General features: G+C 45.7%; 15 protein-coding genes. 6 read left to right on the top strand and 9 right to left on the bottom strand.

Annotation, left to right across the window (positions count from 1 at the left end):
* Positions 1-3: 3 nt before the first annotated feature.
* Positions 4-339, bottom strand: a complete 336-nt coding sequence (locus tag BUB28_RS07855) for a hypothetical protein (RefSeq protein ID WP_072950427.1) — start codon at positions 337-339, stop codon at positions 4-6.
* A 765-nt stretch (positions 340-1,104) separates the two neighbouring features.
* Here BUB28_RS07855 and BUB28_RS07860 point away from each other — a divergent pair.
* The 3 genes from BUB28_RS07860 to BUB28_RS07870 are packed head-to-tail and all read left to right on the top strand — an operon-like array spanning position 1,105 to position 4,588.
* Positions 1,105-1,782 (top strand): response regulator transcription factor, encoded by a 678-nt coding sequence (locus BUB28_RS07860; RefSeq protein ID WP_072950704.1) that lies wholly within the window; start codon positions 1,105-1,107, stop codon positions 1,780-1,782.
* Positions 1,775-3,445, top strand: coding sequence for an ATP-binding protein (locus BUB28_RS07865; RefSeq protein ID WP_072950428.1), 1,671 nt, complete (start codon positions 1,775-1,777; stop codon positions 3,443-3,445). The genes BUB28_RS07860 and BUB28_RS07865 overlap by 8 nt, the downstream gene beginning before the upstream one ends.
* 9 nt (positions 3,446-3,454) lie before the next feature.
* Positions 3,455-4,588 carry a PP-loop family protein gene (locus BUB28_RS07870; protein WP_072950430.1) on the top strand — a complete coding sequence of 378 codons (1,134 nt, stop codon included), beginning with the start codon at positions 3,455-3,457 and terminating at the stop codon, positions 4,586-4,588.
* Between the two features lie 474 nt (positions 4,589-5,062).
* On the opposite strand, the gene BUB28_RS07875 is transcribed toward BUB28_RS07870, so the two are convergent.
* Complete coding sequence (locus tag BUB28_RS07875) at positions 5,063-7,363, bottom strand: hypothetical protein (protein WP_072950431.1); 2,301 nt, start codon at positions 7,361-7,363, stop codon at positions 5,063-5,065.
* 285 nt (positions 7,364-7,648) lie between these two features.
* On the opposite strand from BUB28_RS07875, the gene BUB28_RS07880 reads away from it, so the two are divergent.
* Complete coding sequence (locus BUB28_RS07880; protein ID WP_072950433.1) at positions 7,649-7,849, top strand: alpha/beta-type small acid-soluble spore protein; 201 nt, start codon at positions 7,649-7,651, stop codon at positions 7,847-7,849.
* A gap of 291 nt (positions 7,850-8,140) precedes the next feature.
* Entirely contained in the window at positions 8,141-8,971 is an 831-nt protein-coding gene (locus BUB28_RS07885) for a poly(ethylene terephthalate) hydrolase family protein (RefSeq protein ID WP_072950434.1), read from the top strand.
* An 85-nt stretch (positions 8,972-9,056) separates the two neighbouring features.
* Here BUB28_RS07885 and BUB28_RS07890 read toward each other — a convergent pair whose 3' ends face one another.
* The 4 genes from BUB28_RS07890 to BUB28_RS07905 form a co-directional block, all read right to left on the bottom strand.
* Positions 9,057-9,638: a helix-turn-helix domain-containing protein gene (locus tag BUB28_RS07890; RefSeq protein ID WP_072950436.1), complete on the bottom strand. Its 582-nt coding sequence runs from the start codon at positions 9,636-9,638 to the stop codon at positions 9,057-9,059.
* Between the two features lie 216 nt (positions 9,639-9,854).
* The gene (locus BUB28_RS07895; RefSeq protein WP_072950437.1) at positions 9,855-10,727 is read right to left on the bottom strand and encodes a DegV family protein; all 873 of its coding nucleotides are present in this window, start codon (positions 10,725-10,727) and stop codon (positions 9,855-9,857) included.
* A 14-nt stretch (positions 10,728-10,741) separates the two neighbouring features.
* The gene (gene trmL / locus BUB28_RS07900; protein ID WP_072950439.1) at positions 10,742-11,239 is read right to left on the bottom strand and encodes a tRNA (uridine(34)/cytosine(34)/5-carboxymethylaminomethyluridine(34)-2'-O)-methyltransferase TrmL; all 498 of its coding nucleotides are present in this window, start codon (positions 11,237-11,239) and stop codon (positions 10,742-10,744) included.
* Positions 11,240-11,257: 18 nt separating this feature from the next.
* Positions 11,258-12,655: a lectin like domain-containing protein gene (locus BUB28_RS07905; protein WP_072950440.1), complete on the bottom strand. Its 1,398-nt coding sequence runs from the start codon at positions 12,653-12,655 to the stop codon at positions 11,258-11,260.
* 95 nt (positions 12,656-12,750) lie between these two features.
* On the opposite strand from BUB28_RS07905, the gene BUB28_RS17025 reads away from it, so the two are divergent.
* The gene (locus tag BUB28_RS17025; protein ID WP_175547820.1) at positions 12,751-12,924 is read left to right on the top strand and encodes a hypothetical protein; all 174 of its coding nucleotides are present in this window, start codon (positions 12,751-12,753) and stop codon (positions 12,922-12,924) included.
* Here BUB28_RS17025 and ruvX read toward each other — a convergent pair.
* The 3 genes from ruvX to BUB28_RS07920 all read right to left on the bottom strand — a co-directional run bounded on the left by ruvX (position 12,917) and on the right by BUB28_RS07920 (position 15,193).
* A complete protein-coding gene (ruvX, locus tag BUB28_RS07910) occupies positions 12,917-13,345 on the bottom strand; it encodes a Holliday junction resolvase RuvX (RefSeq protein WP_072950442.1) in 429 nt (142 codons plus the stop codon). The genes BUB28_RS17025 and ruvX overlap by 8 nt on opposite strands.
* A gap of 163 nt (positions 13,346-13,508) precedes the next feature.
* The gene (locus tag BUB28_RS07915; protein WP_072950444.1) at positions 13,509-14,423 is read right to left on the bottom strand and encodes a dihydroorotate dehydrogenase; all 915 of its coding nucleotides are present in this window, start codon (positions 14,421-14,423) and stop codon (positions 13,509-13,511) included.
* A complete protein-coding gene (locus BUB28_RS07920) occupies positions 14,423-15,193 on the bottom strand; it encodes a dihydroorotate dehydrogenase electron transfer subunit (RefSeq protein ID WP_072950445.1) in 771 nt (256 codons plus the stop codon). The genes BUB28_RS07915 and BUB28_RS07920 overlap by 1 nt, the downstream gene beginning before the upstream one ends.
* Positions 15,194-15,320: the final 127 nt, after the last annotated feature.

Here is a 15,320-nt window from a genome sequence, read left to right on the forward strand (position 1 = left end):
AGCTCAGTCCTCCTTCTTGTCGGAAGAAGCTTTTTCCTCGGCTGTCTTAGGCTTGACGAATATGGAAGTAAACAGTGCTGTGACAATGAGTATGAGCTCGATTATACCTACAGTGTAGAAAAGAGTTTTATTATTTGATACCCATAAGAGAAGTGAAAGCGGAACAGCTATAGCGAAAATAAGCTGGAAAGGCTTTTTCTGTACAGCAAATCTATAGCTGAAAAAGATCACAGAAATTACAGCAAGTGCGAGATGAAGCTGGAAAGGAAATGGGAAAATAGTCGGATTTTCTGCGTCTGATATCTGTGCTAAATTAACGAGCATATTTGTAAGGTTCATATTATCTCCTGACCTCCGCCGTCTTTAGTATATCTGAAATGCGGCGGAATTTATAAATTTGCAAAAGTCTGCACATTACAGTATAACATAAACAGCGCAGAAATTCAACTATTTTTTAAAAAATACACAAAAAATTTATGACGCATTTCTGCGGATTTTCGGATATTTTAACAGGGACTTGAATTTTTTTCCGAACAGACGTATAATATATTCAGTAGGGGCGGCGTTCCGCCTAAGATCGTAGGGGCGAACAGTGTTCGCCTGAGAGCAACGATGCAAGTATAAATGACACACTGTAGGGGACGGTGACTCCCTGTAGTACAGGGAGATGTCCAAAGGACAGAGGGTCGCGGCTCCTGTTTGGAGTCCTCGACGTCCCACAAGTGGATTGTAGGGGAGCCCGCCCTCGGGCTCCCGCAAGTGATTAGTGAATAGAACTAAGAGCTAAGATTGTAGGGGACGGCGTCCTCGACGGCCCGCAAGTTATGACAGCAATGTAGGGGCTGCCTTTGGCAGTCCGCCAGTCTATAATCAACTGTAGGGGCGGATATTATCCGCCCGCGAATAAATGCACCGTAAGCGAAGTACAAGAAACGATTTTGAATAATGTGAGCGAGTTTACGAGCATCAACGTGGCAAGGGTGCAGAGTCACGCTGCTGTAGGGAACGCCGCCTCGGCGTTCCGCAAGCCGTTATTCCTTAGGGCTAAGGGCTAAAGGCAAAAGGCTGATTTCAAAAGGCTAAAAACGAATGGAAGGCGATAATATGATATATATGCTTGAAGATGAGGCAGGAATAAGAAATTTCGTGATATACGCCCTTGAAAGCTCGGGTATGACGGCTAAGGGATTTGAAACGCCTTCTGCTCTCAGAGAGGCTATGGCGCAGGAGCTGCCTGACCTGCTGCTGCTCGACCGTATGCTCCCCGAGGAGGACGGACTCTCTGTACTGAAAAAGCTGCGCAGTGACCCCGATACGCAGAAGCTCCCCGTTATTATGCTGACAGCAAAGGATTCGGAGCTCGATAAGGTGGAGGGACTTGACAGCGGCGCAGATGATTATATCGCAAAGCCCTTCGGTACACTGGAGCTTATCTCCAGAATAAAGGCACTTCTCCGCCGCACCGGCGATAATCTTGCTGAAAAGCTGGAAATAGGCAGACTTACTGTATATCCGTCAAAGCATGAGGTTTTTGCGGACGGCAGCAAGGTAACGCTTACCCTTAAAGAATACGACCTGCTCATTATGCTTATGAAGCATAGGGGTGAGGTCTTTTCACGCGATGACCTGCTCAAGGAGATATGGGGCTATGATTTTGCAGGTGAGAGTCGTACAGTCGATGTGCATATAAGGACGCTCCGCCAGAAGCTTGGAAGCTGCGGCGATTTCATAGAGACCATACGCGGTGTGGGATATAAGGCAGGTGACGGGACTATTGACTAAAAAAATATTCATAGGCATCATTACTATCTGCGCTGTTGCAGTTATATCGGCAATAATCCTTGTTACTGCCCTCATGTACGACAAGTCTGTAGAGTCGGCGGAAAAGGAAGTAAAAACAGATGCGCATATAGTATCGTCGGCGGTGGAAAGACTGGGCGAGGAATTTCTCGACAGCAGCGATTTCGGCGATGATATACGCATTACATGGATAGATAAAGACGGTCAGGTGGTCTACGATACGGAGGAAGCTCCTGCGGCTCTGGAAAATCATTCCGACAGAAAAGAGATATCGGAAGCCTTCAGAAACGGCGAAGGAAGTTCGTCACGCTATTCAAAGACTATTATGCAAAAGACCATAAACTACGCAGTAAGGCTGAATGACGGCTCTGTAATAAGAGTTTCCAGCGTACATATGTCATTTGAAGCGCAGCTACTGAGAGTATTGAACCCTATGCTGCTCATTCTTGTGGCAGTTGTCGTGTTCTCGGTGCTTGCGGCAACAAGGGTATCCCATAATATCGTTAAACCTATCAACAATATCGACCTTGCTCACCCCGATACGAAAAAAAGCTATAAGGAGCTTGCTCCGCTGCTGGAAAAGCTCCGCAGCCAGAACAGCAAGGTAAGCCGTCAGATGGACGAGATACAGAGCAGCCGTGAGCAGTTCGGGCTTATGACAGAATCTATGGACGAGGGTCTTATAATCACAGACCCTAAGCTCAATGTGCTCACCTGCAATACCAGTGCGAAAAAACTTCTCGGAGCAGGTGCGTTTTCGGAGGGACAGAGCATATATGCCCTCAATAATTCAGAGGTGTTCAGAAGATGCCTTATGAATGCTCTCGGCGGCAGGCGTTCGGAGTGTATACTGCGTACAGGCGGCGGTCAGAGAGAGGTCATCGCAAGTCCTGCAAACAGTATAGACATGGTCTGCGGACTTGTGGTATTTATCATGGACGTTACGGAAAAGCAGGAGCTTGAAACTATGCGCCGCGAATTTACGTCAAATGTGTCCCACGAGCTGAAAACTCCGCTCACTACTATCTACGGCATCTCCGATATGCTTGCAAACGGTATGGTCAAGCAGGAGGATGTTGTTCAGTTCGGCGGAAATATAAGGAGCGAAGCCGAAAGACTCATAAACCTTATCAACGATATAGTTTCGCTTTCAAAGCTGGACGAGGACTCTGCTCCCCGTGAGAATGAGAGCGTTGAGCTCTACAGCCTTGCTGAGGAGATACTTGACAGACTAAGGCTCAGTGCAGAGGAAAAGGGCGTTAATTCCGAGCTTACGGGCGAAAAGGTGTCACTTATTGGAAACCGCACCATACTCAGCGAGGTGCTGTACAATCTCTGCGATAACGCTATAAAGTACAACGTAAGCGGCGGAAAGCTAAGTGTTAAGATATCCCATATACCGCAGAGGGCTATAATCACCGTAAGCGATACGGGTATGGGAATACCACAGCAGCATATAGGACGTATTTTCGAGCGCTTTTACCGCGTTGACAAAAGCCGCTCGCGGAAGATAAAGGGCACAGGTCTGGGACTTTCTATCGTTAAGCACGGTGTTATGTACCATAACGGCACGGTAAGAGTGGAAAGCGAGGCAGGAAAGGGAACTGTTTTTACAGTTGAGCTGCCCATAGAGAAAAAACAGTGAGGTGTTTCAATGAATAAGGGCATTACTGCTGCAGAGCTGGAAAAGCTCGATATTTCGGAATATAAGATAATAGACATACGTGACGGCTCCGCATTTGAATACGGTCATATAGACGGAGCTGTCAATATACCGCAGGGAGATGTGCTTGATGCGGAGCTGCCTGCGGATAAAAAGCTTATAATATGCTGCCGAAGCGGTATAATCAGCGGTGATATTGCCGATAAGCTCTGCGAAAAGGGCTATGATGCCTATAACCTTGAGGGAGGCTATGTCGACTGGCTCCGCGTGAAAATGGAGAACAGAGAGGTAACTGAGGCTGTCGAGCTCAGTATCAGGAAGAAGTTCAAGAAGTCCATATGGTGCAAGTTCACAAAGGCTATAAACGAGTACGAGCTGGTAAAGCCCAATGACAGGATAGCTGTCTGTATTTCGGGCGGTAAGGACTCAATGCTCATGGCTAAGCTCTTTCAGGAGCTGAAACGCCATGATAAATTTCCCTTTGAGCTGGTATTTCTTGTTATGGACCCTGGTTACAGTCCCGAAAACCGCCGTGTTATCGAGGAAAATGCGCGTTCAATGTCAATACCCGTGCATATCTTTGAGTCGGATATATTCGACTCTGTATACAATATCGAGAAAAATCCCTGCTACATATGCGCACGTATGCGCCGCGGCTATCTCTACAGCCACGCAAAGGCACTTGGCTGCAATAAGATAGCGCTGGGACATCATTTCGACGACGTTATAGAGACTATCCTCATGGGTATGCTCTACGGCGGACAGGTGCAGACCATGATGCCTAAGCTCCACAGCACCAATTTTGAGGGAATGGAGCTTATACGACCCCTTTACCTTGTGAGAGAGGACGAGATAAAGCACTGGCGCGACTACAATGACCTGCACTTTATACAGTGTGCCTGCAAATTCACCGATACCTGCACTACCTGCGACCCCGACAGCCGTTCCGTATCAAAGCGTCTGGAGATAAAAAATCTCATTGCGGAGCTTAAAAAGGTAAATCCGCAGGTGGAGAAGAATATATTCCGCAGCGTGGAAAATGTCAATTTGAATACGGTCATTGCCTATAAGGACAATGTTGGAGTTCACCGTTTCCTTGATAAGTATGACGATGTGAAGGAATAATGCCCTTCTGTAAAGGGGCTGAAAAAGAGTGAAATTCAATGGAAAAACGTTGTTTATTGAAAATATTATTTTTGAAATCTACGTTTTGAACGAAATCGAAGTCAATGTTTTGTTTAAAATGGCGAATGAGTGGAACGCTGAGGGTGACTCCCTGTAGTACAGGGAGATGTCCGAAGGACAGAGGGGCGCGGCTCCTGTTGGGGGGCGTTCACTACATTCTGCCATTCATACATATGTAATATCATGCGGGCGAACACTGTTCGCACCTACGATCTTAGATCTATTCATTAATCACTTGCGGGAGCCCGAGGGCGGGCTCCCCTACAATCCACTTGTGGGACGTCGAGGACGCCGTCCCCTACAAATGACTGTCGTTGCATGATTGGCAGGCGGCGAAACGCCGCCGCATACAATATATTTTAGTTTTCGGCAATAAAAAGGGGCTGAGTTTATTGAACTCAGTCCCTTTTGTTATTATTTCCAGAATATAACTGCATCTTCAAGAATATCAATAAGTCTTGGGAAGCGTTTCATTATCGTTCCTTCGCCCCAGTTGAAGAGCTGTCCGAAGATGAATACCATTGTCACTGCCATTGATACGCCCGAAAGCACATATCTGCTCTTGTGTGCGGAGATATCTGTACAGCCGCGGAATATGCCTATCATTGCTGCAAATGTCATAAGCGGCATAAGGTCGAATACATAGTGTGTGATGAAGCCGCCGAGACAGAAGTCAGCCCATGCAAGAAGTACTGACATACCGAAGCATATAGTCAGGAACCATCTTCTGTAGCGGTCCTTTATCTCCTTTGACTTTGGTCCGTAAGCCTGTGGCTGGAGAAGTGTACCAAAGAGGATAACAGGGAGAGTAAGTGCTCCGAAGCCTACTACTGTGTACACATATGAGCCGTAGTTTTCAAGTCCGTTGAAGCCTGTTTCGAAGAACGGGAACGAGGTCTTTGACTTTGGTGCCTGTAGGAAGTAATGGTATATAGCTGACGGCAGATTTGAAAGTCTTATAGTATTTGCGTGGATATCGCTTACTGTGAGCTGATATACTGCGCCGAATTCCAGCGGTGAGCCAAATCTTGCGGCGTTGTACTTCATTATAAGTGCTGCGCCTGCAATGAGAGGAGCTACGAAGCTTGCTGCAAGTCCGAGGCGGTATGCGAGCTTTTCCTTCTTGTCAAGGAGTATGCCGATGAAGAATGGCACAAGAACTGCGCCGCAGAGTGCAACTGTAGGACGGGAAGCAACGGAAAGTGCAAGGGCAGTTCCGCTTGCGAGAAGCAGTACTGGCTTTATCTTCTTCTTTGTGATGTTGCAGGCTGTCATGCCTGTGTAAAGGCTTATCATAAGGAAGCAGAGTCCCGATACAGTTGGCAGAGTGTAGCGGTCTACTTCGTTTCCAAGCGTCCAGAAGCCCATTGTTGCCGTTGCTGTGGGGAGCATAAGCAACAGGAGCAGGAGCTTTGGCTTTAAGTCAAGAAGCTTTACAGCTGCAAGAATTGTAAGGCACATGAAGATTATGCCTATTACTGTGTAGAAGTTGTTGGACATTGCAGGTGTGGGGAGCTTGCCTGTTAATTTGTAATACGGATAGTAGAAGGTGAGCACGGGTGCTACACCGAAATAGCTGTAGAATTTGCCGTTGTAGTATGCGTAATCCCAGTATCCTACGCCGCCGCGGACTCCCGAATCATATGGGTTTGCCATTTCTTCAAGGGCAGGATCAACATTAACGTCAAGGTATACCTGATCCTTTTCAAAGGCATCAAGTGTCATTGCGGCAGGGTCGTCCAGATACTGCTCTGAACCTGTGTAGGGCCTTGCCTTCTGATCGGGTACGCGGAGACAGAGTCCCGAAACTGTGCATAATACTATCACAGCGGTAACGGCAATAAGGTGAGAACGTTTCTTTCTGTCGTAGTCCACAGCGTAGAAACGGAAGGACTTTATTGCAAGACAGCCGATAAATATTACATAGAGCAGGAAAAATCTAAGGTCTGAGAATGAATAGGGGATAGCACTTAAAGCGCGGATACTATGGATAGTTACGGGCTTTGTCATGCCTGTAAAAGAAAGTGTAAGAGTATCGAGCTTGCCGTAGGGCTCAAAGCAGAGAGAAAGATTGCTTTTTCTGCCGCAGGTGCGCTTATGCTGAACAACTATATCCATAGTTGAGAAGTTTTCGTCTGTCATTAGAAGCTTTACGTCAAAGGGTGATGACGAACCACCCTCAGCGTCAAGGTTTACAAGGAGCACCTTTGCGCCCTCGGGGATACTGTGCATTTTTATGTCTGTATCTGAAGGAACCGATATTTCCTTGTCGGTTATGGCGGTAGCTGTTGCTCCGAGATCTATACTTGAGGTGGATAGAGTCTCGTCTATCTTCTCTGAGGTGAAGCTCTTTCCGTTGAATATGAGCACCTCAGCAGCAAGTATGGCTACTGCGCATATTGCACTCTTTTTCAGAAAAGATTTTATACGGGGCGCTTCATAGCGCTTTGCAAGGACTGCTCCGAATACGGCGGCACTTGTAAGTGCAGCGCCTAACAGCGATATACCGCTGTTTCCGTCTATCATACCAGCTGATGTTACCGCGCTGAGCAGCGTCATTCCGCAGATAAGACAGCCAAGAGCAAAGCCGAGATTTTTCATGGTGGTTTTTGATGCGTCTTTTTTCTTTTTGTCATTGAATTTTTTGTCGCAGATATTCATTATCGACAGCGAAATAAAGAATATAATTGGCGGTATGATTATTGACCAAAGCATTTCATATAGCTCCTTATATATTAAATTTCTTTTATAAGATATTAAAAGCGTTTTTCTACTGTATTACAGCTGAAAAATTGATTTTTCGCATATAATATGAAGAAATACATACATATTTATATTATACTATCAAAGCAGTGGCAAATGCAAGAGAAAAAGCAAGAGAAAAGAGCTTTTTGTGGATTTTCGTCATATTGTACATATTTTCCCATGTTATAAATGGAGTTAGCGCGGCTATAATACTATCACGGCATCAATAATCAATTCTTTAAGGAGATAATGATAATGAGTAATAACAACAGCAATAACAACGGTGAAATGACACAGAAGGGCAGAGAAACTCTTGAAAGATTCAAGATGGAGTCTGCTAACGAGCTCGGTATCGACCTCAAGAAGGGCTATAATGGCGATCTTACTTCCCGTGAAGCCGGTTCTATCGGCGGTAACATGGTCAAGAAGATGATCGACTCTTACAAGATGCAGTAACTTCTGAATAAACTGCAAATATAGATATTTACGGTTGTGTATCGGGCAAAGGCTTTAAAAAAGCTACTGCTCTAAACCAAATATTCAAAAAAGGAGCTGCTTACTGACGTAGGCAGTTCCTTTTGTTATTACTGTTTGTTTGAAAGAACCATATATCAACGAAATATAAAATTATCAACAAAAATTCAAAAAACTATTGACAAACAGCAATAGTATATGCTATAATATAATATATATATGTTAACATTATATGTAAAAAATTATCACTACAAACACAATGGAGGTCATAACATGAAAAGAAAAATTGCATCTATTCTGGCAGCAGCACTTATCGCAACACCGGTTTTATCAGCAAATCTGAGCACAGCTAATGCCGCATATACGCCTTATTCGATCACAAGCGTGAGCAATACTGTCAACTTGGCAAAATATGATGACGGTATTCTGATCGATCATGTTGTATATTACCCAAAGGATATGACTGCATCTAACAAGAAGTATCCTGTAGTTGTATGGGGAAACGGTACATTTGGTAATTGGAATAATTATAAGGAACTTCTCAGCCAGATCGCAGCAGGAGGATATATCGTTGTAGCAAATAATGATAGCTTCTGCGGCTCGGGTGTAACAGAGTCTGCATCAGTTAACTTTATTATCAATGAAGGTAAAGATAAGAATAGTATGTTCTACAATAAGGTAGACGCAGAGCACGTTGGAGCAGGCGGACATTCTCAGGGCGGAATGAGCGCTGTTAATTCTTCAAGACTCAACTCAAAGATAGACTGTGTATTTGATGTACAGGGCTGTCAGCTTCAGTCTGAAGCAAGCAAGCTTAAAGTTCCGACTTTCTTTGTAACATCTACACAGGATTCCATCGTGTCATCTTCATGGGTAAAGAATTCTTACAATGCTTGCAATGTACCTGCTGTATATGCAAGTGTGAAGAATGTTACTCATTTTGGTCCTGTAGATGGAAATCAGGCTTCAATCTTCGCTGAATATGCTGTTAAGTGGTTCGACGCATTCCTCAAGAACGACAGCAGTGCTAAGGCTGCTTTCCTCAATGGCGGAAAGCTTTCAAAGGACAGCAGATGGGTAAATTATACTTCAAAGAATTTCTGAGAAATAATTTTTTAACTGAAAAATATTCGGCTCCTGTGTATCAATACCGCAGGAGCCGATTTTTTATGATATGAATTTTTAGCGCTTACTTATTCATAAAATATGCGATAGCAGCGCATATTGTCAGTGCTATCAAAGCTGATATTACGCCGTACATAAACTTCATGGCATTTTTGTTGGCAGTTTTAAGGCGGTCGGCTGATATCTCGTCAAGAGGCTTGCCCTCCATGAAGGCACTGATCTCTTTGTAGGTCTGGATATTGTTTGCCTTTTTCATTTTCTCGACCTTGAACGCCGTAAATATGGCAACTGCGGCAATAGCTCCCCAGATAGCTCCGCCTATCCAGCCGAGGTACTTTATCAGCGGAAGGGGCGATACTACCATTATAATATACATTACAGCAAGCACCCACGCCATTGAATTGAATTTTTTTACTTCTTCCTTGTTGATCTCATTTTTCATAGTTTCAACATCTCCTTTTACTAATTCGTCAAGAGATATATTGAAAAGCTTTCCGAGAATGAGGAGACTGTGGATATCGGGGTAGCTCTTGCCGTTCTCCCAGTTAGAAATAGTCTGGCGGCTGACATATGCTTTTTCTGCAAGGAGCTCCTGAGACCATTTTAATTTGCCTCTGTGTTTTTTGATCTGATTTCCGATTTCCATTTTTTCCTCCTTAGGAACTTTTCTCTTGACTGACACCAGTATATCATTCAGCAGAAAAAAATGCTACCAAGCTGTTTTTACAAGTGCTGAAAAATTGAAAAAAGATGCTTACAAATGCGTGAAAAACCATGTAAAAGCTCTTTTACATAACGAAATACAGGCAAATTCCGACAATCAAAAAAGACGGAGCCAAAGCCCTGCCTTTTCTGAAAAATATTACTTGTTCTTTCTTCTTATGACTACTGCCACAAGCTCGGGACCGATATTTGCAGATACGACTGCGCCGATGTTGCCGAACATCTCAGCCTTTCTGCCTGTCTTTTTAGCGATCTCCTTCTCGACTTCCTTGGCAAGAGTGTCGTCCTTGCCGTGTATCATTATGTATGGAGTCTGAGGAGTCATATTCTTCTCGACTATCTCCACAAGCTTTGGAACGATATTTTTTTCGCCTCTTATCTTGTCAACGGTAGTTGTCGTACCGTCGGCAAAGAGTATAACGGGCTTTAGTCCGAGAAGCTCTCCGGCAAAAGCCTTTGCAGCGGAGATACGTCCCGATTTCTTAGCGTATTTAAGGTTGTATGGCACTGCATATATGCCGCATACGTTGAACCAATCTTCGAGATATGCGATTATCTCCTCAACATCTGCACCGCGGCGTATCTTCTTTGCAGCTTCCATTACAGGATAGCCGTAGTAAAGAGTATAGCACTTTGAGTCGATATTGAAGATGCGGAGTTTATCCTTAGCTTCGGGATTGTTTTCAAAAAAGTCGTTTTTGCCGATTATAGAGTTATTATATGTACCCGAGCCCCGTGAGTTTATGGAAACACTGATTATATCTGTGTATCCCTTATCGTAGAGCTCCTTGTAGGTCTCTTCAAAGGTTATGGGAGATATCTGAGAGTGCTTTGGTATCTCATCTGTATTATCGAAAATCTCATAAACTTCCTTTGTGGACTTGTCATATATCTCTCTGAAGCTTTCACCGCCTACAGTAAGGGTGAAGGGGATCACCTTTATTCCCAGTTCATCGATGATCTCCTTTGGAAGGTCGCAGCATGAATCTGTAAGTAATGCGATCTTTGACATTTTTTGTATCTCCTTTACCATTCGTATTTTGTCAGTTTTCCCTCACGGGAAAGGTCGGGATAATCCCATTGTCTCAGCACCTCATACACGGCTATCGCCACGGAATTCGAGAGATTGAGACTGCGCAGTTCATTGCGCATAGGTATTCTTACGCAGCTGTCGGGATTTTCGTGAAGAAGCTCCTCGGGGAGCCCTTTGTCCTCTCTTCCGAAAACAAGGTAGGCATTGTCGGGATATTCCGCTTCACTGTGAACATGAAGTCCCTTTGTAGTGAAGTAGAAGAAGTGACCGCCTTTGTTTTTCTCGAAGAAATCAGTCAAGCTGTCGTAATATGTGATATCAAGCTTGTCCCAGTAGTCAAGGCCTGCACGTTTCAGGTGCTTGTCGCTTACCTCGAAGCCCAGAGGACGGACGAGGTGCAGCCTTGCTCCCGTAACGGCGCAGGTTCGGGAGATATTTCCCGTATTCTGCGGTATCTGGGGTTCTACAAGGACGATATTAAGGTTTTGCATAGGTCTCCTTTGAATATATTAATATGTGTAAAGTGCCTTTATACAGCAGTTCTTAGGGGTAAAGTCTATGCCGAGGGCTTCCTTGATATTGCCGTCGTTCATATCTTTAAGGTCCTTGATGTAATCGTAGGTGTGGTCTACAGGCGGAGCTTCCTCAGCATTTTCCGGTATCTCAACGGCATGGAATATAGCTGACTTGTTCTTCCAGTCGCCCATAAAAACATAGGACTGTCCGCTGCCGCAGGCTGTTACGTAATCGTGGGTCTCGTATTCGATGTTGTCGCCTTCAACAGGTGCGCCCTTTGTATAGGTGATGACTATAGCAAAATCGCCTACGCTTACGGGAGTATCGAGATCTATGGTCTGATAGCCGCGATAACCGAGAACTGCGTCCTGAGAATAGAGCAGTACCTTGAAGGTTGCGTCGTATATTTCGATCTTAATGTTCTGCTCCTCTTCAAAATCGTTATATGTACCCACAGCGGCAAGTCTTCCGCCCTGGTGGAAAACGTTTGCAACGGTAGTCTCGTCGCCGCGCTTTATGTATTTATTGTTTTCATTTCCTGCGTCATAGCCGAGAACAGCGGAATACTTGTCCGTAACGGTAAAGCTTGCTACGTCCTTCAGAGGAGTATCGTAAGAAACATAGTAGTATGAACCGAGTATGCCTTCGGTGCTGTTATAGGTTATCCATGCACCGTTCTGCGAAGCTTCCTCATTGAAGTAATTCTTTGGGAAGTTATCGTCCCAGCCGATGATCGTAACAGCGTGGTCGGCAGTCTCGTTCTTTGCGTCGTTCATGGTATAGTAATCGCCGTACCAGTCCTTTTTCTCACTATTATCGGGAATAGCGGCGAAAACTCCGCCTGTTTCGCGTACAGCCTGTTTTACAGCGTCTGCGCCCTTGCCTGTAAGCGGTCTTGCGCTGTCAAGGGTAAGACCGTTGAAGCCCCGCGACAGTGTCTCGGTTATTATCCATGATCTTCCGCCCATATCCCTATTTGCAGTATCAACTTTCTTGAAAAAGCCGTCTGATTTGTTGGTATCCCATACGATATCGGTCAGGGAATACGGGTCGATACTTATGCTGTTGCCTGTTTTCAGAGCATAGTTTGTCTCCATGGAAGCAGCGGCAGCATAAGCCCAGCAGGAACCGTTTTCCTGAGCTTTCTTTTTAAACTCTGGAGTTTCACTGAGGAGATTAAAGTATCCTTCATCGCTGTGAACGTAATTGTAGGTGAATATATCAGGGTTCTGGGGCTTTGCTTTTGTTGTAGGCTCGGCTGTTGTTGTCTCCGAGGTCTCTTCTGTCGGCTGTGTTGTATCTGTGTTCGCCTGGCTATTTTGTCTTAGTGAACAGCTGTACATTGATAAAAGACCTGTTATCAGGACCGAAGTGATAAGTAATTTTTTCATATGGGCCTCCTTTTTAAAAACAGAATAGTTTACTTGTTTTTTCAGATAATACTATTGTCCGCTGTGCGGATAATAAAAATACGGAGTTTAATGAAATGAACATTATGTCACTTGCCAAGGGTGCTGCTGCGGGAGCAATAGTAGGCTTTGCCTGTTATACTTTTTCAAATGCACGCCCTATGAAGAAGCTCAGCATAAAGCGTGATGCGGGTAAAACCCTTAAAGCCGCAGGAAATCTGCTTGAGGATATAAAATCCGTCATTATGTAGCTTCACCTGAATTGCGTCTGAATCCAAGATAGCTTTCGAGGATAAGGACTGCTGCGACTGCGTCAACAACAGCCTTGCGTTTTTTGCCACGTGTATTCGTGACATTCAGGGCATTGTGTGCCGAGACTGTAGTGCAGCGTTCGTCCCAGAGCTTAACGGGACAGCCTGTGAGCTTTTCAAGTTCTTCGGCGAAAAGCTTGCATTTTTCAGCTCTTTCGCCGACTGTTCCGTTCATATTCATAGGATAGCCCACGACTATCTGTTCGGCACGCTGCTCCTTAGCGAGAGCGGCGGTTTTTTCTATACATTTTGAGAAGTCTTTTTCGGCTATGACCGTTACGGGAGAAGCGATCATTTCGCTTTTTCCGCATACTGCGATGCCCGTTCTTGCGTCGCCGAAGTCTACTGACATTATAATCATTGTTACCTCCGGTAAATTATGAAGAAAATAGCCGTTTGTAGGGGGCAATGCCTAAATCGCCCTGTGCCTTTTTTGATATTTGGGCGGGCTGATGTGGGGGTCAGCCCCTACATGGAAATCGTGCTTAACGGGCGAGCGGAACTCGCCCCTGCAAGCTAACGGCTCAAGCCCACGGCTTGACCGTGCCGATGATATCCTTGACCGAGGCAATGCCCTTGCTGTCAAGCCATTCGTTCATTTCCTCGACTATCTTTACGGGAGCATACGGGTCTGTGAATATTGCTGCACCTACCTGTACTGCGGAGGCTCCTGCCATCATAAGCTCGATAGCGTCGCGTCCCGAGGATACGCCGCCCATACCGATAACAGGTATCTTTACGGCGTTTGCCACCTGCCATACCATGCGTACAGCTATAGGGAATACGGCAGGACCGCTCATACCGCCTACATTATTATGGAGTATTGGTCTGCCTGTGTTTATATCTATCCTCATGCCGAGGAGAGTATTTATAAGTGATACCGCGTCAGCACCTGCGGCTTCAACGGATTTAGCGATATCGGCAATGCTTGTAACATTAGGTGAAAGCTTTACTACAAGAGGCTTCTTTGTAGCAGCACGTACCTTTTTCGTTACCTCTGCCGCCATTTCGCAGCTTGTTCCGAAGGCTGCACCGCCCTGCTTAACGTTTGGGCAGGAGATATTCAGCTCTATCATGTGAACATCGGTATCCTCCAGCTTTGCGGCTACCTCTGCGCACTCGTCGGGAGTCGAGCCTGCGATATTTGCAAGGACTACAAGATCCTTTGTGAGCAGGTAGGGGAGCTCGGTGTCGATAAAATGGTCGATACCGGGGTTCTGGAGTCCTACGGAATTGAGCATACCCGAGGGAGTTTCCGCAATTCTCGGTGCGATATTACCTGTGCGGAGGTGGAGAGTAGTACCCTTTGTTGCAATGCCGCCAAGCTTGCTCAGCGGGAACAGCTCCTCATACTCTCTGCCGTAGCCGAATACGCCAGAGGCAGGGATTATAGGGTTCTTGAAGTCTACGCCGCAGACTTTTACGGAAAGATCAGCCATTACCAGATCACCTCCTCAGCATTGAATACAGGACCGTCCTTGCAGACATGAGCGAAGTATTCCTCGTCGTTCCTTACTGTGCGGCAGGCACAGCCGAGACAGGCACCTATACCGCAAGCCATACGCTCTTCAAGGGATATCTGGCAGAATATGCCGTTTTCCTTGCATATAGCGGCAACGCCCTTTAACATTGGCATAGGTCCGCAGGCGTATACTGCGTCGATGCCGCCTTTTTCGGCAAGCTCCTTCAGGGGCTGTGTTACAAAGCCGTGGATACCTGCCGAGCCGTCGTCGGTGCAGAGGATAGCTTCTGCGCCTGTTTTGCGGAAATCGTCCTGTAATATGACTGCGGAAGCGTTTCTGAAACCGCTTATTGCAACGGCTTTATTGCCGTAAGCCTTTGCGAGGGGGAGCATTGGAGGAGTTCCGATGCCGCCGCCTATAAGCACTACCTTATTATAAGAAGGGTCAACAGTGAAACCGTGTCCGAGGGGAGCGAGCATATCAATGAGATCGCCCTTGTTGAGCTTTGCTATCTCGGCAGTTCCTTCACCTCTTATTTCAAATACGATACGCAGAGTACCCTTTTCCTTGTCGATACCGCATATTGAAATAGGTCTGCGGAGAGTATAGCCCTTTGCCCTGATGTGGACGAACTGTCCCGGACAGGCTACAGCCGCCACCTCCGGACATGAGATGGTAAAGCTGTATATCTCACGGGCAATTGCGGTTTTGTCAGCAATTATGTACTGACCCTGAGTATATTTCATATTGACCTCCTTGGTTTTAGCCATTAGCCGTTAACCTTTAGCTGTTAGTCTGTTGAATGACATATCGTTACGTTTGATATGATATAACGGCGGAGCCGTTTCCTGAAGGCTAATAGCTAAGGGCTAA

Source organism: Ruminococcus flavefaciens (assembly GCF_900143025.1).
GTDB classification, from domain to species: Bacteria; Bacillota; Clostridia; order Oscillospirales; family Ruminococcaceae; genus Ruminococcus; species Ruminococcus flavefaciens_I.

Excerpts from the sequence above, each read along its gene's own strand:
- BUB28_RS17025 (WP_175547820.1), top strand. The coding sequence starts at position 12,751 with ATGAACATTATGTCACTTGCCAAGGGTGCTGCTGCGGGAGCAATAGTA.
- BUB28_RS07885 (WP_072950434.1), top strand. The coding sequence starts at position 8,141 with ATGAAAAGAAAAATTGCATCTATTCTGGCAGCAGCACTTATCGCAACA.
- BUB28_RS07920 (WP_072950445.1), bottom strand. The coding sequence starts at position 15,193 with ATGAAATATACTCAGGGTCAGTACATAATTGCTGACAAAACCGCAATT.
- BUB28_RS07880 (WP_072950433.1), top strand. The coding sequence starts at position 7,649 with ATGAGTAATAACAACAGCAATAACAACGGTGAAATGACACAGAAGGGC.
- BUB28_RS07895 (WP_072950437.1), bottom strand. The coding sequence starts at position 10,727 with ATGTCAAAGATCGCATTACTTACAGATTCATGCTGCGACCTTCCAAAG.
- ruvX (WP_072950442.1), bottom strand. The coding sequence starts at position 13,345 with ATGATTATAATGTCAGTAGACTTCGGCGACGCAAGAACGGGCATCGCA.
- BUB28_RS07875 (WP_072950431.1), bottom strand. The coding sequence starts at position 7,363 with ATGCTTTGGTCAATAATCATACCGCCAATTATATTCTTTATTTCGCTG.
- BUB28_RS07860 (WP_072950704.1), top strand. The coding sequence starts at position 1,105 with ATGATATATATGCTTGAAGATGAGGCAGGAATAAGAAATTTCGTGATA.
- trmL (WP_072950439.1), bottom strand. The coding sequence starts at position 11,239 with ATGCAAAACCTTAATATCGTCCTTGTAGAACCCCAGATACCGCAGAAT.
- BUB28_RS07905 (WP_072950440.1), bottom strand. The coding sequence starts at position 12,655 with ATGAAAAAATTACTTATCACTTCGGTCCTGATAACAGGTCTTTTATCA.
- BUB28_RS07915 (WP_072950444.1), bottom strand. The coding sequence starts at position 14,423 with ATGGCTGATCTTTCCGTAAAAGTCTGCGGCGTAGACTTCAAGAACCCT.
- BUB28_RS07890 (WP_072950436.1), bottom strand. The coding sequence starts at position 9,638 with ATGGAAATCGGAAATCAGATCAAAAAACACAGAGGCAAATTAAAATGG.
- BUB28_RS07870 (WP_072950430.1), top strand. The coding sequence starts at position 3,455 with ATGAATAAGGGCATTACTGCTGCAGAGCTGGAAAAGCTCGATATTTCG.
- BUB28_RS07855 (WP_072950427.1), bottom strand. The coding sequence starts at position 339 with ATGAACCTTACAAATATGCTCGTTAATTTAGCACAGATATCAGACGCA.